The following is an 18,325-nucleotide window of genomic DNA, read 5'->3' as shown; positions in this document are numbered from 1 at the left end:
CATCTCACGCAGGGGCCCGGCGCTGCCGGACTTCCCGTGGGACCAGCTGGCCGGCCATGCCGCCAAGGCGCGCAAGCACCCCGGCGGCGTGGTCGACCTGTCGGTCGGCACGCCTGTCGACCCGGTTCCCGCGGTGATCCAGTCCGCGCTGTCGTCGGTCTCCGACGTTCCCGGCTACCCGACCACCCACGGCACTCCTGAGCTGCGCGCGGCCTTCGTCGCCGCGGTGGAGCGCCGGTACGGGATCGTCGGCGTCCAGGCATCGGCGGTGCTGCCCACGATCGGCTCCAAGGAGCTCGTGGCGTGGCTGCCCACCCTGCTCGGCGTCGGGCCGGGTGACGTCGTGGCCGTGCCCGCCGTCGCGTACCCCACCTACGAGGTGGGCGCGCTGCTGGCGGGTGCGGAGGTCGTCCGCCTGGCCGACGGGGAGCTGCCGCCCGCCGGCACGAAGCTGGTGTGGCTCAACTCGCCGTCGAACCCGACGGGGCGCGTGCTGTCGGCCGGGCAGTTGCGGGACGCGGTCGCCGCCGCCCGCGCGGTCGGCGCCGTCGTGGCGTCCGACGAGTGCTACCTGGCGCTGCCGTGGGACTCCTCACCGGTGTCGGTGCTGCATCCGTCCGTTGTGGACTCGTTCGACGGGGTGCTCGCCGTGCACTCGCTGTCGAAGTCGTCGTCGCTCGCGGGCTACCGGGCCGGGTTCGTCACCGGCGACCCGGAACTGGTCGCGGGCCTGCTGGAACTGCGCAAGCACGCCGGCATGATCGTGCCGCGGCCGGTGCAGGAGGCCATGCGCGCCGCCCTGGAGGACGACGCGCACGTGGCCGAGCAGCGGTCCCGGTACCTGGCCCGGCGCGAGGTCCTGAAGCCCGCGCTGGAGGCGGCCGGGTTCACCGTGTCGCACTCGGAGGCAGGGCTCTACCTGTGGTCGTCCCGAGGTGAGGACGCCTGGGAGACGATCTCGTGGCTGGCCGACCGCGGCATCCTCGCGGCTCCGGGCACGTTCTACGGACCGGCGGGCGCCCAGCACGTGCGGGTCGCGCTCACGGCCACGGACGAACGGATCGGCGCGGCGGCCGAGCGCCTCGGCGTCTGATCTCAGGGTTTGAGAGCCGACCAGACCCTGCGGGTGAACTGGTTCGGTGGCACGGCATCCGTCGTGAGCCGCACGGACGTGCTGATCTCCTCGCCGCTCAGGCCGAGGCCGAGCACGAGGTGCCAGTGCAGGTCCCACAGGTCGGCGAACGAGTCCAGCTCCACGTCGGCGTCCGCGCTGACGTGCAGCACGGCCGGTTCCGCGACGCGCACGACGCGTTCGACCGCCCGCACGTCCCGCGTGTTGGTGCGGAAGCTGAACGCCAGGTCGACCGTCTCGCTGTCGAGCCCGTACGTCGCGTACGAGTGGCATCTGTGGTGCGGCAACGACAGCGGCTGGTTCGTCTCCAGGTAGAGGTCGCCCTCGAACCGCAGCGTCGGCGAGTGCTGGCTCAACGTCGCGCGGGCGCTGACGAACTCCCAGCCGGGCATGTCCAGCTTGGGCACCAGCAGTTCCAGCACCTCGCTGCGGCGGGCGGACCGGGTGCGCTCACCGGAGCGCCACGGGATTTCCCTGCTGTACGGCTCTTTCTTCGTGACGAACACGTACGGCGCGTTGTCGGTCTGCAGGCTCAGGACGACGACGGTGCGGCCACGCGCCCAGTCGAACGCGACGGTGGTCAGACCCGGTGCCACGCCGTCGAAGTGGCTCTCGACGCGCGGCCACCAGCTCGAGAGCTCCTCGGCCAGCGCGCCTTTGACGTACCGGCCCTTCTCGTCGACGCCGACGATCCACATGGCCTCCGACCCGCGCGCGGCGTTGCACAGCGCGGCGATCTGCCGGGCGGCCTTGCCGTGGTCGATCGGCCACTGGGTCTTGAACTCCACGAAGGAGTCCTCGGACTGCGCCCCCTCCAGGGCACGCTCGATCGCGGCGCGAGCGTTCAACTCCAGTCGCTGTTTCAGCACGTGCACCTCCTAGAGCCGGCCCTGCGGGTGGCGAGGGCCCAGCCTGCCTGCGCAGACCGGGCCCGCGGCACCGAGTTGCTCAGTCGTTCGCGTGCAACGCGGCGTTCAGTTCGACGCCGGTGCCCTTCCGGGGCTTGACCTTCACCGTGCCGGTCACCGAGTCCCGGATGAACAGCAGGTTCGATTGTCCGCTCAAAGTGACCGCCTTGACGACCTCGCCGTCGGGCAGCGTCACCTTCGTGCCGGCGGTGATGTAGAGACCCGCCTCGACCACGCAGTCGTCGCCGAGCGAGATGCCCAGGCCGGCGTTCGCGCCGAGCAGGCAGCGCTCGCCGATGCTGATGACCTGCTTGCCGCCGCCGGACAGCGTGCCCATGATCGACGCGCCGCCGCCGACGTCCGAGCCGTCGCCGACCACGACGCCGCCGGAGATGCGGCCCTCGACCATCGAGCTGCCGAGCGTGCCGGCGTTGAAGTTCACGAAGCCCTCGTGCATGACCGTCGTGCCGGACGCCAGGTGGGCGCCGAGGCGGACCCGGTCCGCGTCGCCGATGCGGACACCGGACGGGACGACGTAGTCGACCATGCGCGGGAACTTGTCGACGCTGATCACCGTGACCGGGCCGCGCACGCGCAGGCGGGTGCGGGTCTGCTCGAAGCCGTCGACCGCGCACGGGCCGTGGTTCGTCCACACGACGTTCGTCAGCAGGCCGAACATGCCGTCGAGGTTCGCGCCGTGCGGCTTGATCAGGCGGTGGCTGAGCAGGTGCAGGCGGAGCCAGATGTCATAGGTGTTCTCCGGTGCCGCGTCCAGGTCGACGCCGACCTTGACGCCGACGACCTCGACGCCGCGCTCCAGGTCCTCGCCGAGCAGCTTCGCGGCGGCCTCACCCAGGGCCCCCGCGATCTCGGCGGAGGACACGCGGACGGTCCCCAGCTCTGCCTCCCCGCCGAGCGCGGGGGACGGGTACCAGGTGTCGAGGACGGTGCCGTCCGGGGTCACAGTGGCCAAGCCGATGCCGTATGCGGTGCTCACGGCTACCGAGCTTAGTCCGAGGGCCTGTATCGAGGTCTGGTCCGGCTGTCGCGGAGCAGACCTCGCTACAGGTCCTACCGGTCAGTCGGGCACTTCTGCCGAGAAGTACAGCGAACCCAGGTCGCCGCGAGTCGCGATGAGGGCCTCGTTGCACTTGGACTGGCGCGCGTCGGTGCTGGACACGTTGTCGACGCGCACCTCGGCGCAGCGGTGCGCCTCGAAGTCGCCCACGGCGGTCATCAGGCGGGGCAGGACCTCGCTGACGTCCTCCTGGACCTGCTTGCCCTGCAGGGACCTGTCCAACTGCCGGGTCATGGTGCTGACGTCGCCGACCCACGCGGCGCAGTCGGCCGGGGTGAAGCTGTGCTGCGAGCCGCACGGCGCGGTGAACAACGTCCGGATCTCGCCGCACTGCCGGTCGCACGCGGCGGGAGCCTCGCCGCAGCCGGTGGCTGTGAGCAGCAGGGAGATGACCAGGAGTGTGCGCTTGATCACGCAGAGCACGGTATCGGCTGAACGGCCCAGCGCCCAAGCCGCCTGGGTAGGGTGAGCCGCGTGTCCGACACCCTTGATCTGTTCGCCGACCCGATCGACCTGACGGCCTCGCTGGTGGATGTGCGCAGCGTGTCCGGGGAGGAGGCGGAGATCGCGGACCTCGTGCAGAGGTCGCTGGAGCTCCACGCGCCCCACCTGGAGATCACCCGGTCGGGGAACGCCGTGCTGGCCCGGACGAACCTCGGCCGCGAGCGCCGGGTGGTGCTCGCCGGGCACCTGGACACCGTGCCGATCAACCGGAACTTCCCGAGCCGCCGCGAGGGCGACGTCCTGCACGGCTGCGGCACCGTCGACATGAAGGGCGGCGACGCGGTCATGCTCGCGATCGCGGCCCTGAGCCAGGACGCGCGCCACGACCTCACGTTCGTCTTCTACGACTGCGAGGAGATCGAGGCCGAGCGCAACGGGCTCACCAGGATCCAGCGCGAACAGCAGGACTGGCTGATGGGCGACCTCGCGATCGTCTGCGAGCCGTCCAACGGCACGGTCGAGGCCGGCTGCCAGGGCACGATGCGCATCGAGATCAGGACGTCCGGCAAGCGCGCCCACACCGCCAGGGCGTGGATGGGGAGCAACGCCATCCACGGCCTGGGCGAGGCGCTGCGCAGGCTCGAGGCCTACGTGCCGCGGCAGCCCGAGATCGACGGCTGCCACTACCACGAGGGCCTGCAGGCCGTGAAGATCAGCGGCGGCGTCGCGGGCAACGTCGTGCCGGACGAGGCCGTGCTCACGGTCAACCACCGGTTCGCGCCGGACCGCACGGTGGAGCAGGCCGAACAGCACCTGCGCGAGGTCTTCGAGGGCTTCGACGTCACCGTCACGGACCTCGCGGCCGGTGCGCTGCCGGGCCTCAACGCCCCCGCCGCACAGGAGCTCGTGGAGGCCGCCGGCGGGACCCCGGTGGCCAAGCTGGGGTGGACGGACGTGGCGCGGTTCGCGGCGCTGGGCATGCCCGCCGTGAACTTCGGGCCGGGCGACCCGACGCTGGCGCACACCCAGGAGGAGAACGTGCCGGTCCGGCAGATCACCGAGTGTTTCGCCGTGCTTAAGCGATTTCTGTTGGACTGATCACTAGAATCTCAGTGATGACGGAAGAGAAGAAGAACGGCGCCGTCGACGAGCGCCCGTCGGAGAAGCGTCGTGGCCCGGTCGTGGAGCGGCGTGACCGCAAGGACGACCGCACCACCACCACGGACCAGCGGTTGCTCGACTCCCGCGGCCCCTCGGACTGGGTGCACACCGACCCGTGGCGCGTGCTGCGGATCCAGGCCGAGTTCGTCGAGGGCTTCGGCGCACTGGCCGAGGTGCCGAGCGCGGTGACGGTCTTCGGATCGGCGCGCACCGGTCGTGACCACCCGGAGTACCAGACCGGGCGCGACCTGGGCGCGGCGCTGGCCGAGGCCGGGTTCGCGGCGATCACCGGCGGTGGTCCCGGCGCGATGGAGGCGGTCAACCGCGGCTGTTCGGAGGCCGGCGGCTTCTCGATCGGCCTCGGCATCGAGCTGCCGTTCGAGCAGGGCCTGAACCCGTGGGTCGACCTCGGCGTGAACTTCCGCTACTTCTTCGTGCGCAAGACCATGTTCATCAAGTACTCGCAGGCGTTCATCTGCCTGCCGGGTGGTTTCGGCACGCTCGACGAGCTGTTCGAGGCGCTGACCCTGGTGCAGACGAAGAAGGTCACGAAGTTCCCGGTCGTGCTGTTCGGAACCGAGTACTGGCAGGGTCTCTACGACTGGATCCAGAGCTCGGTGCTCGCGGGCGGCAAGGTCGGCGAGAAGGACCTCGCGCTGCTGCACCTCACCGACGACATCGACGACGCGGTGCGCGTGGTCAAGGACGCGCACAAGGCGTGGGCGGACGCGCACTAAAGCCCGTGTTCAGGGGCCACGGACGACTTCCCGGACGTCGTCACGGGCCCCTTGGTCCTTCGAACGAGAAAAGTGAGAACCTCAGACCGTGTACATCGCTGTCTACTGCGGAAGCCTCGCCACCGTTCCCCAGAGCTACGTCGACCTCGCGGCCGAGGTCGGGCGCCAGATCGCGGCACGTGGCTGGCACCTCGTCTGGGGCGGCGGGCAGACGTCGATGATGGGCGCGGTGGCGCGGGAGGCCAGGGCCGGTGGTGCCCACACCTACGGAGTCATCCCGAAGGGCCTGGCCACCAGGGAGATCGCCGACCGCGACTCGACCGAGCTGCACGTCGTCGACACCATGCGCGAGCGCAAGAAGATGATGGACGACAAGGCGGACGCGTTCCTGACGCTGCCGGGCGGCATCGGCACCGCCGAGGAGTTCTTCGAGGTGTGGACGGCAGGTGTGCTCGGCATGCACGGCAAGCCCGTGGTGCTGCTGGACGTCGACAACCACTACAAGGGACTCGTCGAGTGGCTGATGGAGTTGCGGGACAAGGGGTTCGTCTCGCACGCCGCGCTGAAGTCGCTGATCGTCACGGACGACGTGTCAGTCGCTCTTGACGCTTGCGTCGTCTAGCCCCTTCGCCCGCGCCAGGACCTGGACCTCCGGCAGGAGGTCCGGCAGCGGGCGGTACGGCGTCGCCGTCACCTCGAACCGCTTGCCGGACACCACCCTGCCCTGCCAGGAGCCCGCGATCTCGCCGTCCACCAGGACAGCGCCGCGCCGGCCGAGGATGCGGAAGATGTCCTTCTGCGCGGCCTTGTCCGGTAGCAGCAGGTCGCGGTCGCGCGCCTGGAGGTACGGGTCGGTCGGCGGCAGGAGCCTGATCTCCGGCGGTTCGGCTTCGGCGATCTCCACGTCCTCGGGCAGCCACGCCTTCTCGCCCTCGACGGTCACCTCGACCAGGCCCTCCTTCGGCCACCGCTTCTTGACCTCGCGGGTCGACGTGCCGAAGTAACCGGCCACTTCGGACGGTCCGGCGGGGCCGTGCAGCGTCAGGTACCGGTGCACCAGCTCGTCGAAGCCCGCCGTCTTGCGCGGCACGCCCGGCCAGCCGTGGATGCGTTCGAACGTCACGGTCTTCTCCTCCGGGATGATCCGGAGACCCGCCGGCAGCGCGCCGAGGCGGAAGATCGGGTCGCTCACGTGCTCGGTCTGGCAGCCCCGGCACGGTTCGATCGTCTGCTTGGGCGCCAACGGGGTCAGGGCCTTGCTCACCTCGCCCTTGGTCATCGGCTTCGTGACGATCGACCGCATGGCGGTGGCGATGTGCCGCAGGGACGCCAGCACGTCGTCCACCTTCGGACGTGCGGCGCGGGCACGGGCGTCGGCGTCGCTCCACGGCCACAGCGCGCGGGCGAACGCCTTCAGCTCGCCGGCCCGGTGCAGGTGAGGAGCGCCCCGCACGGACCAGGTCACGGTGAAGTCGTCGGTCGACGGTGCGTCCAGCCGGGCGGCGAGACTCAGCAGGGCCGAGCCGGAGGTGTTGTCCTGGACGCCCAGGGAGAACACCGCCAGCTCGGTCGCGTCGCTGATCCGCCGGTCCAGTTCGTGCTGATGGATCCGGTGGAGGAGCACCTGTTCCCGGGTGAGGTCCACCCGGACATTCTTACGCCTTCGGAACCGTGAGGCTCGACGGTCCGAAGGTGACGGTTGAGCCACGCGTCGATTCCGTCAGGTAACGCGGGTCCACCGTGTCGATCACCAGTGCGAGCCGGTTGCCCCAGCCGACGTCCCACACCGTCGGCTCCAGCTCCACGTCGAGCGTCTGCGTGCGGCCCGCACCCGTCACCTTGACCGGCTTGTGCGTGATCAACGCGCCGAGGCCCAGTGGCCCCACCTCGTACAGGTACGCGAACAACGTCGTCGTCTCCGCACTCGGTGTGACCTGGAGCTTGAGCTTCGGCGTGCCGGCGAGCGTCGCACCCCTCGGGTACTGCGGCCCGCTCCACACGCCCGCGACGTTGCGGTCGACGAACGGCAGCGACACCCCGGTCGGGATGTTCAGGAACCCTTGCAGCGCACCGGAGAGCAGGATCGTGCCGCTGTCGGCGACGGTGCCCCAGCCGGCGTGGATCCTCTTGCCGTCGAGCTGCACGGTGTCCGCGTTGCCGTTGGGCCACGCGCCGAACTTCTTCCACGTGCCGCCGTTGTTGGGCTTGAGCTGCACCGGCTGTTCGGCGTCGATGCCGTTGGCCGTGCCCTTGACGTAGCGGTCGAACCAGCGGCCGACCGACTCCCAGATCTCGTTGGGCAGCCCGGCCGCGCCGAACAGTTCGGCGGTGGCGTGGTCGCCCGGCGAGAGCATGAGCCGCTTCGGGCCGGTCAGCCTGCCGTAGAAGTCCGCGATCTGGCCCGGCGCGAACATGCCGTCGTTCCAGGCGTTGCCGAGCAGGACCGCGGTGCCGTTGGCGTTGATCTGGGCGATCTTGGACGCCGCCGAGCGTTCGGCGGAGATCGGCACGACCTCCCAGAACCTGCCGTCGCGGTAGGCGTCCTCGGCTTCGACGAGGACGGGTCCCGGACGCCCGGTGACCTTGCCCGCCGCGAGCAGGACCTCGACGGCCTGCTTGTTGACCGTGCTGTTCGGGTAGAGCGAGCGGGCCAGGTCGGTCCACGTGCTCAGCGCCGCCGCGGCCTTGATGCGCCTGTCGTTCGCCGCGGCCAGCAGCGACTGCCCGGCGCCGTAGGAGATCCCGGCCGCGCCGACCTTGGTGCCGTCGGCGCGCGCGTTGGCGATGGCCCAGTCGATGACCAAGCTGACGTCACCGACGGTCTCGGGCCCGGCGACGTCGATCGTGCCGCCGGAGTCCCAGAAGCCGCGGCTGGTGTAGCTCACCACGACGTACCCGGACTGCTTGGCGAGCTTGGCCGCCGCGCCGACGTACTCGATGTTGGGAACCGCCCAGCTGGACGGCATGACGAGCAACGGGAAAGGGCCGTCGCCCTGTCCGGTCGGCTCGACGACGAGGGCCTTCAGAGCGGTGCCACCGACGCCGGGGATCGACCGGTACGAGATCTGGTGTCCGGGGACCACCGCGAGGGCGGCCGGAGCACCGAGCAGGGTGGAGAGGAGTACCAGGACTAGAACAAGTGACCGTCGCACTCTGGTCCTCCTTGACCATGACGTAGATCACACAGGGTGTTACCGGGGAGTAAAGCAGCTGGCTACTCATGAGTAGCAAGAAGCTGTGAGCCAGCTCACTGTCTACGCTGGGTGGCGTGAACCGATTCCGCGTCACTGAGCTGCCGAAAGACCGCGTGCTGGTCGTTGCGCATCTGACCAGCGCGGACGCCCTCGCCGGGGCGGTCGAGGCCGGCGCCGACGTGGTCGAGTTCGACGGTGAGCTGGAACTGCCGTCGCTGTCCGAGGCGTTGGACGTCGTGACGATCCCCGCGGGGGACGAGGACTTCACGCTCGCGGCTGCCACAGTGGCTGCGATGTCCGGAGCACGCGCCGTTCGTGCGTCCGACGTGCGTCAGGCGAGGAAGGTCGTGGAGATGGTCGCGAGCGTGACGGGCACCCGTCCGCCGGCCAGGGCGCTGCGGGCGCTCGCCTGATGCTGCCCTCCGTCGAAGCCTGGTTCGCCTCGCACACCTGGCAGCAGCCGTCGTGGACCCCCGCCGAACTGGTGGCGCTGAAGCGCGGCCGGACCGTGTCCGTCGTGCTGCCCGCGCTGAACGAGGAGGAGACCGTCGGGGACGTGGTCTCCGTGGTCCGGCCGTTGCTCGGGACGCTCGTGGACGAGCTGGTGGTGATGGACTCCGGCTCGACCGACCGGACGGTGGAGGTCGCCTCCGCCGCAGGAGCGCGCGTTGTGCTGCGCGAAGACGTCGTGCCGTGGCTGGAACCGTTGCCGGGCAAGGGCGAGGTGCTGTGGCGCTCGCTCGCCGCGACGTCCGGGGACCTGGTCGTGTTCCTGGACTCCGACCTGGTCGACCCGGAGACCGCGTTCGTCACGGCGTTGCTGGGGCCGTTGCTGCTGGACGGCGGCGTGCACCTGGTGAAGGGGTTCTACCGCCGGCCGTTGCGGCTGGAGAGCTCCGGCGGCGGGCGGGTGACCGAACTGGTGGCGAGGCCGTTGCTGAACACGTTGCGGCCCGAGCTCTCCGGTGTGGTGCAGCCACTCGGCGGCGAGTACGCGGCCACCCGGTCCTTTTTGGAGTCCGTGCCGTTCGCGGCCGGGTACGGCGTGGAGATCGGGCTGTTGCTGGACGTGCACCGGGTGCACGGGCTTTCCGCACTGGCGCAGGTGAACCTGGGCGTGCGCAAGCACCGGAACCGGTCGCTGCTGCAGCTCGGCGCGATGTCGTCGCAGATCATGGGAACGGCGCTGGCGCGCTGCGGGGTCGAGGCCGAATCCGGCCCGCTGACGCAGTTCGTGCAGGTCGGCGGCGAATGGCTACCCGACTCGACCGACGTGCTCGTGGCCGATCGGCCCCCGATGACGCACGTGATCGAAAAGGGCTAGCTGCTCCTCCCGGTGCGTGACGACCAGAGCGGTGCCCTGGCAGTCGTCGAGGACCTTGCCGAGCACGCGGTCGGCCTGTTCCGGGTCGAGGCCCTCGGTGGGCTCGTCCAGGAGCAGGACCTCCGGGTTCGCCAGCACCGACCTGGCGAGGACCAGGCGCTGTCGCTGACCTCCCGAGATCTCCTCGCCGCGTTCGCCGACGACCCGGTCCCAGTCGAGGTCCAGCTCGGCGATCCCGGCTGCTCTGTCGAGCTCCTCCTGGGTGGCGTCGGGCTTGGCCAGCAGGACGTTCGTGCGGACCGTGGTGTGGAAGACGTGGGCGTCGGCCAGCGCGCCCTTGCTCGGTTCGAGCTTGCGCGCGAGGGCGTTGAGGAGCGTCGTCTTGCCCGAACCGCTCGGGCCGACGATCGCCGTTCTGCCGGTCAGCTCCACGGTTTCCGGCTCGTGGGCCGGTTCGGGCTCGTCGGTGGGTTCCGGGACGGGCCTGCTCAGGGCCGCGAGCGGGACGGTGATCTCGAACGTGGCGACGGCGGCCATGACCAGCCAGGCCGGTTCGTGCTGGGCGAGCATCAGCAGTGCCGCGCCGAACTGGACGGCGATCGCCAGCGGCGTCAGATCTCGCGTGCGTTCCCTGCGGGACAGCTCTTTCGCGGTTCTGGTGGCGGTGCGGAGCTTCTCGTCGAACAGGCCGTAGGCGATGAGTTCTTCTTTGCTGTGGACCAGTTCGGTGGTTTGTTCGGTCAGCCTGGCGCGCAACGGGGTGAGGTCCCGCGGCGTGCGGGCGGCGAGCCAGGGGAGCAGGGCGAGGTTGACCAGCAGACCGGCGACCAGCGGCAGGGAGAAGCCCGAGGCGACCGCGACGACGGCGCCGACCAGCGCGGCGGTGATCCACGGCAAGGTGGCGCGGAGCCTGGTGTCGAGGTGCTGGTCGACGTTCGTGACGATGCGGGTCAGCGCCGTGCCGGACGGGACGTGCCTGCGGTGCGCGAGGTCGTCGTAGACCCGGCCGCGCAGTTCGACGGCCTCGCTGAGCACGGCCTTGTGGCTGGACAGGCGTTCCAGGTAGCGCAGGGCGCCCTTGGCGAGCGCGAGCGTGCGGACCGCGACGATCGCCACCGTCAGCGCGTGCATCGGCGGGTGCTCGGCCGCGCGCATGATCAGCCAGGTCGCGGTCGCGGTGAGACCGACGCCGGCGAGTTCGGCGAGCGTGCCGACTCCGATCGCGAGCTTCACACCTCCACCACCCTGTCGACCTCGCCGAGCAGTGCGGGCCGGTGCGCGACGATCACCGCGGTCCGGCCTCGGGTGAACTCACGGGTCGCCTCCAGCACGAGTGACTCCGTTTCCGCGTCGAGGTGTGCGGTCGGTTCGTCGAGCAGGAAGAGCCCTGCCCGACGCCGGTCCAGGGCGTTGGCCAGCGCGACCCGCTGCTGCTCGCCGGAGGAGAGGTTCGCCGGGACGAGCGTGGGGCGTTGCGGTACCCACGACAGCGCTGCCAGCCACTGCCCGTGGTCGATCTCCCGCAGGTCGACGCCGCCGACGAGCACGCGACCGTGGTCGGGCCGCACGAACCCCAGCAGCAGCCCGAGGATCGTGCTCTTGCCCGCACCGCTCGGACCGACCAGCGCGATCCGGTCGCCGGGCCGGATGCGCAGCGAGAAGTTCTTCAGGCTGCGGACGCTCACGCCGTCGAGCACGATCTCGGCCTGGGCGAGGTCCGGCGGCGCCTGACCCCTGGTCTCCTGGTGTGCGGGCACTTTGGCGAGCACCTCCCGGCCCTGGGCGCTCGCGTGGTACTGCGCCCCTGCGGCCCGGAGCGGCAAGAATGCCTCTGGGGCAAGGAAAAGCACGAGGAGCGCGGTGTGCAGCGGCACTCCGCCGTCGAGCAGCCTGAGTCCGATCGGCACGGCGACCATCGCCACCGACATCGTGGCGACCAGTTCCAGCACGAACGCCGACAGGAACGCGACCCGGAGCGCCGACATCGTCTCGGTCAGGTGCCGCGCGGCCAGCGTGCGGACGGTCGTGGACTGCGCCTCGGCCCGCCCGAACGCCCGCAGCGTGCCGATTCCCTTGACCACGTCGAGGAAGTGCCCGCCGAGGGTGGCCAGCGCATCCCACTGGCGGGCCGTCCGTTCACGGGTGTGGGCGCCGACCAGCGCACCGAAGATCGGGATCAGCGGCAGCGTCACGAGGATCGTCAGGGCCGCGGTGAGGTCCGCGAACGCCAGCCTGACCACCACCGCGAGCGGCACGGCCACCGCCAGGACCTGTTGCGGCAGATACCCGACGACGTACGGCGTCACGTCGTGCACGCCCCGCGTGACCAGCGTGGCGACCTCGCCGGCCTTGGTGCCGGGCGAACGCAGGAACGCTTCCCGCAGCCGCGCCCGAGTCCGTTCGGCGGCCCGGTGCGCCCACTCGCGGTGCACCCACCAGACCAGCACTCGCGCACCGATGACCAGGCACAGCAGGAGAAGACCCGTTCCGCCGCTCAGCACCGTCGCCAGGAGCTCGGCCTGGGCGAGCACCAGGAACGGGATCGGGATCAGCGCGAGGAGATGGCGACGATCGACCATTGCACCAGCACCACCAGCGGGATGATCGGGACCGCGACCCACGCGAGCAGGCCGAGAGTGTCGTCGTGGGCCATGAGGCCGGTGACGTCGATCGAGCTGAACGCCAGCGGGATCGGCAGCGCGCAGAGCAGCGCGGTGACGGGGAACAGCTTCCAGCGCCGGGTCTGGAACACCCAGCCGTGCACCGCGAACAGCACCGGCATGCCGAGTGCCACCGGCCAGGGGGCGTGCAGCAGGTGCGCCAGGAACAGCCCCCAGCCGACCGACACCATCAGCGCGCCCGTGAACACCAGCCACCACCAGAGCCGCAGCTGCACGGCCGCCATGAACAGCACCAGCCCGGCCAGGAGCAGCGTGAACGTGCTGTGCGCGCCGGAGAGCAGCTCGCCCTCCAGGCGTGGGAACGCCGCGAACAGGACTCCGATCGCGGCGACCAGCCACACCTCGTTGCCCAGGAAGAACGGGTTCATCCGCCGCAGCGGGACCTCGCGCCCGCGGAACGGCAGCAGCAACCCGGTGCCGTAGTCGAAGCCGGCCAACGCGAAGTAGCCGATGGTCAGCGTGCCGAGCACGACGAGCCAGAGAGTTTCCATCAGAGCGTCACCACCAACGGCGAGACAGGAGCCGGTGCCACGTCCGGACCGCGACGGACCGCACGTGCGATCAACGCCCAGTCGACGCAGGCCAGCACCAGGAACAGGAACGTGAACACGATGAGCGACAACAGGATCTGCGAAGCGTCCACATGCGACACGGCGTCCTCGGTGCGCAGCAGGCCGTAGATGAGCCACGGTTGCCGCCCGATCTCCCGGAACATCCACCCGAAGATGGCCGCGACGAAGGGGAACGGGATGCCGATCACCATGAGGTACAACGGAAAGCGCATCCGGATCACGGCATCCCTGACGAGCAGCGGCAGCGTGAGCCAGCTGATCGTCGTCAGACCCATCCCGATGAGGATCATGAACCCGAGCGGTGCGCCGATCCACGGCGCCGCCTCGGTCTTGTCCGGCTGGTACCGGGCGATCACGGGGAACTGGGCGAACCCGGCGCCGATCAACGCCGGGGTGGCCAGCGCCGTGGTGACCACGCCCATGCGCAGCGAGCGGCGGAAGAAGTCGACCTCGTGCGTCCGCTTGATGAAGTGGTACGCCGAGACGCCGGTCATGAACACGCCGCCGGCCGTGATCGCCGCGAAGACCACGTGCGTCAGCGCGGAGGTGAAGGCCGGGTTGGTCAGCAACGCGCCGAAGTCGTCCAGCCGCAACACGTTCCCGTCGACCCGGTAACCGACGGGGTTCTGCAGGAACCCGTTCGCCGCCATGATCCAGAACGCCGACGCGAACGCGGTCAGCGCCGTCAGGTACAGCAACGCGAGGTGCAGCCAGCGGTTGAGCCGGCCCCAGCCGAAGATCCACAGCCCGAGGAACGTCGACTCCAGGAAGAACGCGACCAGCGTCTCCATCGCGAGCGGCGCGCCGAACACGTCGCCCGCGTAGGTCGCGAGACCCGACCAGTTCAAGCCGAACTGGAACTCCATCACGATGCCGGTGACGATCCCGAGCGCGTAGTTGATCACGTAGATCCGGCCCCAGAACCGCGTCATCCGCTCGTGCACGGCCGCGCCGGTGATCGTGAACCTCGTCTGCATGACCACCAGCAGGGTCACCAGGCCCAGCGTGAGCAGCACGAACAGGAAGTGGAACGACGTGGTCGTCGCGAACTGGAGGCGGGCGAGGTCTACTGCGCTCATGGGTAGCGACGGTATGTGTAGCGCGCCTACTTATTAAGGCTCGAAAGCGCATCTCAGGGGGATCTCAGGGCTGACCCTGACCGAAGATTTCAGGGACCGTTCTCAGGGCGCACATCGGTAGAGTTGCCACGCATGAAGCCCGACGCGCTACGCGGCCACCTCGACGCGTTGCTGCTGGCCACGCTCGACGGTGAGCAGCTGCACGGCTACGCGATCATCGAAGCGTTGCAGCAGGGCAGCGGGGGTGCGCTGGACCTGCCGACGGGCACCGTCTACCCGGCGTTGCGCCGGCTCGAACGGGCCGGGCACGTCAGCAGCGACTGGAGCACGGTGGGCGGCCGCAAGCGGCGCACCTACAAGCTCACGCAGGCGGGGCAGCGCGCGTTGAACGCCGAACGCGACGCGTGGCGCGAGTTCACGACGGTCATCGACGGGGTGCTGGGAGGTGGGGGCAAGTGGGCGCAGACGTGATGGACGCGGACGTGGTCGACCGGTACATGACCGAGCTCGGCTCACGGTTGCAGGGTTCGAAGAAGCAGGTCCGCGAGCTGCTCACCGAGACCCGCGACAGCCTCGCCGACGCCACCGAGGCGCACGTGGACCGCGGGCTCACCGAGCGCGAGGCCCAGGAACGCGCGGTCGAGGAGTTCGGGCCGGTGCGCGAGATCGCGAACGAGTACCAGGCCGAACTGGCCGTCGCGTACGGCACGCGCACGCTCGTCTGGCTCGCGATCGTGCTGCCGTTGATGCACATGGCGTGGGAGTACGGCCGGATGCTGCTCATCGGGCCGTGGCAGGACTTCGGCACGAGACCGCCGGCCTGGTACCTGTTCGTCGCCCAGGCCAACGACCTGACCAGCGGCATCGCGTCCGGCGTCGCGCTGGTGGCGCTGGTGCTGGGCCGGGTCCTCGCCCGCAAGTACGACACGAAGCTGCTCGCGAAGGCCGGCGCGACCATCGCGCTCGTGGCCGTCGCCGCGGTGCTGCTGGGCAACCTCGCGATCATCCTGGCCACCGCGCACGTCGACGCGTCACGGCTCGTGCAGTCGTTGCCGATGACCATCGCGAGCCTGGTCACCTGGATCGTGATCGTTCGTCTCGGTCTGCTCGCTCGCCGCTGCCTGAGCTGTGCCACGATCGTCGCGTGACCAACGCCCTGATCTACCTGATCGTGATGATCGCCGTCGCGGCAGTGGTGTTCCTGCTCGCGGCGTTGGTGTTCGGGCGCGGCGAGGAGCTCGCGCCGCTGCCACCCGGAGCGTCGCCCACGCGGCTGCCGTCCGACGACATCACCGCGGAGGACGTCCGCGAGCTGAAGTTCCAGCAGGTCTTCCGCGGCTACAAGATGACCGAGGTCGACTGGGCGCTGCAGCGGCTCGCGACCGAGGTCGAGACGCTGCGGGCCCGTGTGCGCGAGCTCGAGGAGCTGGAGCCGAGTGAGCACCGGGCTTGAGCCGATCTCCCGTTGTCCCTGGGGCGACTCGACCCCGGACTACGCCGAGTACCACGACACCGAGTGGGGCGTGGAGCTGCACGGGACGCCGGAGCTCTACGAGCGGATGTCGCTGGAGGCGTTCCAGTCCGGGCTGTCGTGGATCACGATCCTGCGCAAGCGTCCGGCGTTCCGCGCGGCGTTCGGCGGCTTCGACCCCGAGCTGGTCGCGAAGTTCGGTCCCGCCGACGTCGAACGGCTGATGGCCGACGCGGGCATCGTCCGGAACCGGCTGAAGATCGACGCCGCGATCCACAACGCGCGCGTGATCGTCTCGGAGGGCGTCGACCTCGACGCGCTGCTGTGGTCGTTCGCGCCGGCGGGCCACGTGCGGCCCGCCACGTTCGCGGACGTCCGGGCGATCACGGACGAGTCCAAGGCGATGGCCAAGGAACTGAAGAAGCGCGGCTTCAAGTTCCTCGGCCCCACCACGTGCTACGCGCTGATGCAGGCGACCGGCATGGTCGACGACCACATCGCGACCTGCTTTCGCGCTGGTTGAGCGAAGAGCGTCAACGCGACGGCTTCCCCCCGCCGCTCACTTCCCGATGAACTTCGGGGCGCGCTTGTTCACGAACGCGTCGACCGCCTCGCGGTGGTCCTCGGTCGCGCCGCAGTCGGCCTGGGTGCGCCGCTCGGCCTCCAGCGCGTCCTCCAGCGTCCCGTCCGCGGCCGCGGCCAGCGCTTCCTTGATCTTCGCGTAGGCCGTCGTCGGTCCGGCGGCGAGCTTCGCGGCCAGCAGGTGCGCGGTGGACTGCAGCTCGGAGTCCGGCACGACCTGGTTGACCATGCCGACCCGCAGCGCCTCCTCTGCGCCGACGGGCTGGGCGAGCAGCATCATCTCCATCGCGCGGCCGTGGCCGATCAGGCGCGGCAGCGTGTAGGACGCGCCGGAGTCCGCCGTCAGGCCGACGTTCGCGAAGGCCATCAGGAACTTCGCGGACGTGCCCGCGATGCGCAGGTCCGCGGCGTAGGCGAACGACGCGCCGGCGCCGGCCGCGCTGCCGTTGACCGCGGCGATCACCGGCTTCGGCATGCCGATCAGCTCGCGCACGATGGGGTTGTAGTGCTTCTCGACCGTGTGCAGCGGCGCCGGATCACCGGCCTGCAGCAGGCCGATGTGCTCCTTGAGGTCCTGACCCGCGCAGAACGCCCTGCCCGCACCCGTGATCACCACCGCGCGCACCGACTCGTCCGCCGCCGCCTCCTGCAGCGCGGCGAGGAACGCCTCCTTCAGCGTGACGGTGAAGGCGTTGAACGACTCGGGGCGGTTGAACGTGAGCGTGCGCACACCATCGGCGTCGTCGACGAGGAGCTCGGACACTGGACCTCCATCAAGCTGTGGAAACGTTGCGCACCGGCCGCAGGCACTCGTCGACGAAACGACTCGTGCCCGGTGCCAGCCGCAGTGTCTGTTCGTCGAAGAACGACGCTGCCGCGTGCCCGGGCCAGTCCGGTGGCAACAGTTCAGCAGGAAGACCGGGATCGCGGAACAGGAACTTCCGCCACGCGTGCAGCAGCTGCTGTGATGCCGCGAACGCCGCCGCGTCGTCGGTTTCGTCCACAACGGACACCGTCTCGTGCCAGTGCGCGACGAACGCGGCGTAGTCGCGACCCAGTTCGGCCAGGTCCCACGCCTTCGCCGCGAGCTCGGCGTCGCCACCGTCGTGTGAACCGTGAAAAGTTCGTGCCGCGACCTCCTCGGCGGCCAGCACGTCGGCCAGCTCCGGTGACGGCCGGGGAGCGATCCACGTCACAGGACCGAGCGCGCCGTAGCCGAGCAGTTGCAGCTCCGAGGCCAGGTGGTCGCGCGAGTCACGGCCGGGCATCTCCTCCAGCACCACCACGTGCCAGCGACCGTCCCACGTGGACGGCCCGGTGCGGTAGATGCGGGCGGCGGCCTCGTCGAGCCGGCGTTCCCCGCGAGGTGTCATGGCATATCCGGGCCCGTCAGGCAGCCGCGACGGCTGCAACCAGCCCTGCCGGACAGTGCGCGACACGGCCGTGCGGACGGCCGGCGCGGCGAAGCCGAGGGGCTCGAGCAACCGGACGAGCGCGGCGATGGTGGCGGCCCCACCGCGCTCGCGCAGGTGGCCGCCGTAGACGTCGAAGAGCGCGGAACGGGCTCGCACCCGGCCCAGTCTGTCACGACACGACCGGAGGTGCCCAAAGTGTTGCCTTGTCGTGAAAACAGGTGTTGATCAGGCAGAAGCCAAGATCGACAACTGTCACCCGGACTCGCCAAAAGATCGGTTCGGTTTCGCCCCTGAGTCGCCATAGGGGAGAATGGAGCAGATCCGGCCTGGCCGGACGGGGAAGATGTTGACGGAGGGAGCACGCGATGGCGGCCATGAAGCCCCGGACCGGCGACGGTCCCCTCGAGGTCACCAAGGAGGGACGCGGCATCGTCATGCGCGTGCCGCTCGAGGGTGGTGGGCGCCTCGTCGTCGAGATGTCGGCGGACGAGGCCAGCGCCTTGGGCGACGCGCTGAGGGCCGCCGCCGGCTGAGGCATCCCGGCGAG

22 protein-coding genes are annotated in these 18,325 nt (G+C 70.1%); 11 read left to right on the top strand and 11 right to left on the bottom strand.

The window, feature by feature from the left end; translation table 11 throughout:
- Window position 1 precedes the first annotated feature (1 nt).
- Window positions 2–1,093: a succinyldiaminopimelate transaminase gene (gene dapC, locus DFR72_RS14505; protein ID WP_090065841.1), complete on the top strand. Its 1,092-nt coding sequence runs from the start codon at window positions 2–4 to the stop codon at window positions 1,091–1,093.
- A 2-nt stretch (window positions 1,094–1,095) separates the two neighbouring features.
- Here the strand turns inward: dapC and DFR72_RS14500 are convergent, their stop codons facing one another.
- The 3 genes from DFR72_RS14500 to DFR72_RS14490 form a co-directional block, all read right to left on the bottom strand.
- The gene (locus DFR72_RS14500; protein ID WP_090065641.1) at window positions 1,096–2,001 is read right to left on the bottom strand and encodes a hypothetical protein; all 906 of its coding nucleotides are present in this window, start codon (window positions 1,999–2,001) and stop codon (window positions 1,096–1,098) included.
- Window positions 2,002–2,080: 79 nt separating this feature from the next.
- Complete coding sequence (dapD, locus tag DFR72_RS14495) at window positions 2,081–3,037, bottom strand: 2,3,4,5-tetrahydropyridine-2,6-dicarboxylate N-succinyltransferase (protein WP_090065642.1); 957 nt, start codon at window positions 3,035–3,037, stop codon at window positions 2,081–2,083.
- 81 nt (window positions 3,038–3,118) lie between these two features.
- Window positions 3,119–3,532 (bottom strand): hypothetical protein, encoded by a 414-nt coding sequence (locus DFR72_RS14490; RefSeq protein ID WP_143086707.1) that lies wholly within the window; start codon window positions 3,530–3,532, stop codon window positions 3,119–3,121.
- 60 nt (window positions 3,533–3,592) lie between these two features.
- On the opposite strand from DFR72_RS14490, the gene dapE reads away from it, so the two are divergent.
- The 3 genes from dapE to DFR72_RS14475 all read left to right on the top strand — a co-directional run bounded on the left by dapE (window position 3,593) and on the right by DFR72_RS14475 (window position 6,082).
- On the top strand, window positions 3,593–4,660 hold the full coding sequence (gene dapE, locus DFR72_RS14485; RefSeq protein WP_090065842.1) for a succinyl-diaminopimelate desuccinylase: 1,068 nt from the start codon (window positions 3,593–3,595) through the stop codon (window positions 4,658–4,660).
- A gap of 17 nt (window positions 4,661–4,677) precedes the next feature.
- Complete coding sequence (locus DFR72_RS14480) at window positions 4,678–5,460, top strand: LOG family protein (RefSeq protein ID WP_090065644.1); 783 nt, start codon at window positions 4,678–4,680, stop codon at window positions 5,458–5,460.
- Window positions 5,461–5,548: 88 nt separating this feature from the next.
- Window positions 5,549–6,082, top strand: coding sequence for an LOG family protein (locus DFR72_RS14475; protein WP_090065645.1), 534 nt, complete (start codon window positions 5,549–5,551; stop codon window positions 6,080–6,082).
- On the opposite strand, the gene DFR72_RS14470 is transcribed toward DFR72_RS14475, so the two are convergent.
- Together DFR72_RS14470 and DFR72_RS14465 are read right to left on the bottom strand one after the other, a co-directional pair.
- Window positions 6,053–7,105, bottom strand: coding sequence for a winged helix DNA-binding domain-containing protein (locus DFR72_RS14470; RefSeq protein ID WP_170176267.1), 1,053 nt, complete (start codon window positions 7,103–7,105; stop codon window positions 6,053–6,055). The two genes, DFR72_RS14475 and DFR72_RS14470, sit on opposite strands and share 30 nt — an antisense overlap.
- A gap of 10 nt (window positions 7,106–7,115) precedes the next feature.
- Window positions 7,116–8,612, bottom strand: a complete 1,497-nt coding sequence (locus tag DFR72_RS14465; RefSeq protein ID WP_090065647.1) for a CocE/NonD family hydrolase — start codon at window positions 8,610–8,612, stop codon at window positions 7,116–7,118.
- A gap of 116 nt (window positions 8,613–8,728) precedes the next feature.
- Between DFR72_RS14465 and DFR72_RS14460 the strand changes: the two genes are divergently transcribed.
- Together DFR72_RS14460 and DFR72_RS14455 are read left to right on the top strand one after the other, a co-directional pair.
- Entirely contained in the window at window positions 8,729–9,067 is a 339-nt protein-coding gene (locus DFR72_RS14460) for a hypothetical protein (RefSeq protein ID WP_090065648.1), read from the top strand.
- On the top strand, window positions 9,067–9,978 hold the full coding sequence (locus tag DFR72_RS14455; protein ID WP_090065649.1) for a glucosyl-3-phosphoglycerate synthase: 912 nt from the start codon (window positions 9,067–9,069) through the stop codon (window positions 9,976–9,978). Before DFR72_RS14460 ends, DFR72_RS14455 begins: the two co-directional genes overlap by 1 nt.
- On the opposite strand, the gene DFR72_RS14450 is transcribed toward DFR72_RS14455, so the two are convergent.
- From DFR72_RS14450 to DFR72_RS14435, 4 genes are read right to left on the bottom strand one after another with little or no spacing between them, the layout of a single operon-like run.
- Window positions 9,910–11,211 (bottom strand): amino acid ABC transporter ATP-binding/permease protein, encoded by a 1,302-nt coding sequence (locus DFR72_RS14450; RefSeq protein WP_245982941.1) that lies wholly within the window; start codon window positions 11,209–11,211, stop codon window positions 9,910–9,912. The genes DFR72_RS14455 and DFR72_RS14450 overlap by 69 nt on opposite strands.
- Window positions 11,208–12,557: an ABC transporter ATP-binding protein/permease gene (locus DFR72_RS14445; protein WP_090065650.1), complete on the bottom strand. Its 1,350-nt coding sequence runs from the start codon at window positions 12,555–12,557 to the stop codon at window positions 11,208–11,210. Before DFR72_RS14445 ends, DFR72_RS14450 begins: the two co-directional genes overlap by 4 nt.
- Window positions 12,527–13,150 carry a cytochrome d ubiquinol oxidase subunit II gene (locus tag DFR72_RS14440; protein ID WP_090065651.1) on the bottom strand — a complete coding sequence of 208 codons (624 nt, stop codon included), beginning with the start codon at window positions 13,148–13,150 and terminating at the stop codon, window positions 12,527–12,529. Before DFR72_RS14440 ends, DFR72_RS14445 begins: the two co-directional genes overlap by 31 nt.
- Window positions 13,150–14,310: a cytochrome ubiquinol oxidase subunit I gene (locus DFR72_RS14435; RefSeq protein WP_090065652.1), complete on the bottom strand. Its 1,161-nt coding sequence runs from the start codon at window positions 14,308–14,310 to the stop codon at window positions 13,150–13,152. The genes DFR72_RS14440 and DFR72_RS14435 overlap by 1 nt, the downstream gene beginning before the upstream one ends.
- Window positions 14,311–14,442: 132 nt before the next feature.
- On the opposite strand from DFR72_RS14435, the gene DFR72_RS14430 reads away from it, so the two are divergent.
- From DFR72_RS14430 to DFR72_RS14415, 4 genes are read left to right on the top strand one after another with little or no spacing between them, the layout of a single operon-like run.
- Entirely contained in the window at window positions 14,443–14,781 is a 339-nt protein-coding gene (locus DFR72_RS14430; protein WP_090065653.1) for a PadR family transcriptional regulator, read from the top strand.
- Window positions 14,766–15,458: a permease prefix domain 1-containing protein gene (locus DFR72_RS14425; protein WP_090065654.1), complete on the top strand. Its 693-nt coding sequence runs from the start codon at window positions 14,766–14,768 to the stop codon at window positions 15,456–15,458. Before DFR72_RS14430 ends, DFR72_RS14425 begins: the two co-directional genes overlap by 16 nt.
- A complete protein-coding gene (locus DFR72_RS14420; RefSeq protein WP_090065655.1) occupies window positions 15,455–15,763 on the top strand; it encodes a DivIVA domain-containing protein in 309 nt (102 codons plus the stop codon). The genes DFR72_RS14425 and DFR72_RS14420 overlap by 4 nt, the downstream gene beginning before the upstream one ends.
- Window positions 15,747–16,304 (top strand): DNA-3-methyladenine glycosylase I, encoded by a 558-nt coding sequence (locus tag DFR72_RS14415; RefSeq protein WP_245982939.1) that lies wholly within the window; start codon window positions 15,747–15,749, stop codon window positions 16,302–16,304. Before DFR72_RS14420 ends, DFR72_RS14415 begins: the two co-directional genes overlap by 17 nt.
- A 36-nt stretch (window positions 16,305–16,340) precedes the next feature.
- Here DFR72_RS14415 and DFR72_RS14410 read toward each other — a convergent pair whose 3' ends face one another.
- The gene (locus tag DFR72_RS14410) at window positions 16,341–17,126 is read right to left on the bottom strand and encodes an enoyl-CoA hydratase-related protein (RefSeq protein ID WP_090065656.1); all 786 of its coding nucleotides are present in this window, start codon (window positions 17,124–17,126) and stop codon (window positions 16,341–16,343) included.
- Window positions 17,127–17,136: 10 nt separating this feature from the next.
- A complete protein-coding gene (locus DFR72_RS14405; RefSeq protein ID WP_090065657.1) occupies window positions 17,137–17,934 on the bottom strand; it encodes a PaaX family transcriptional regulator in 798 nt (265 codons plus the stop codon).
- Window positions 17,935–18,143: 209 nt separating this feature from the next.
- Here DFR72_RS14405 and DFR72_RS14400 point away from each other — a divergent pair, with 209 nt between their 5' ends.
- On the top strand, window positions 18,144–18,311 hold the full coding sequence (locus DFR72_RS14400; protein ID WP_084402065.1) for a DUF3117 domain-containing protein: 168 nt from the start codon (window positions 18,144–18,146) through the stop codon (window positions 18,309–18,311).
- Window positions 18,312–18,325: the final 14 nt, after the last annotated feature.

The organism is Lentzea flaviverrucosa (genome assembly GCF_003350445.1).
In the GTDB taxonomy this organism is placed as follows: domain Bacteria; phylum Actinomycetota; class Actinomycetes; order Mycobacteriales; family Pseudonocardiaceae; genus Lentzea; species Lentzea californiensis.
The sequence above is the reverse complement of the archived record's forward strand: the minus strand, read 5'-3'. Positions and strand labels throughout refer to the sequence as shown.

Coding starts and splice junctions, on each gene's coding strand:
- DFR72_RS14480 (WP_090065644.1), top strand. CDS start 4,678: ATGACGGAAGAGAAGAAGAACGGCGCCGTCGACGAGCGCCCGTCGGAG.
- DFR72_RS14455 (WP_090065649.1), top strand. CDS start 9,067: ATGCTGCCCTCCGTCGAAGCCTGGTTCGCCTCGCACACCTGGCAGCAG.
- DFR72_RS14445 (WP_090065650.1), bottom strand. CDS start 12,557: ATGGTCGATCGTCGCCATCTCCTCGCGCTGATCCCGATCCCGTTCCTG.
- DFR72_RS14440 (WP_090065651.1), bottom strand. CDS start 13,150: ATGGAAACTCTCTGGCTCGTCGTGCTCGGCACGCTGACCATCGGCTAC.
- DFR72_RS14435 (WP_090065652.1), bottom strand. CDS start 14,310: ATGAGCGCAGTAGACCTCGCCCGCCTCCAGTTCGCGACGACCACGTCG.
- DFR72_RS14430 (WP_090065653.1), top strand. CDS start 14,443: ATGAAGCCCGACGCGCTACGCGGCCACCTCGACGCGTTGCTGCTGGCC.
- DFR72_RS14400 (WP_084402065.1), top strand. CDS start 18,144: ATGGCGGCCATGAAGCCCCGGACCGGCGACGGTCCCCTCGAGGTCACC.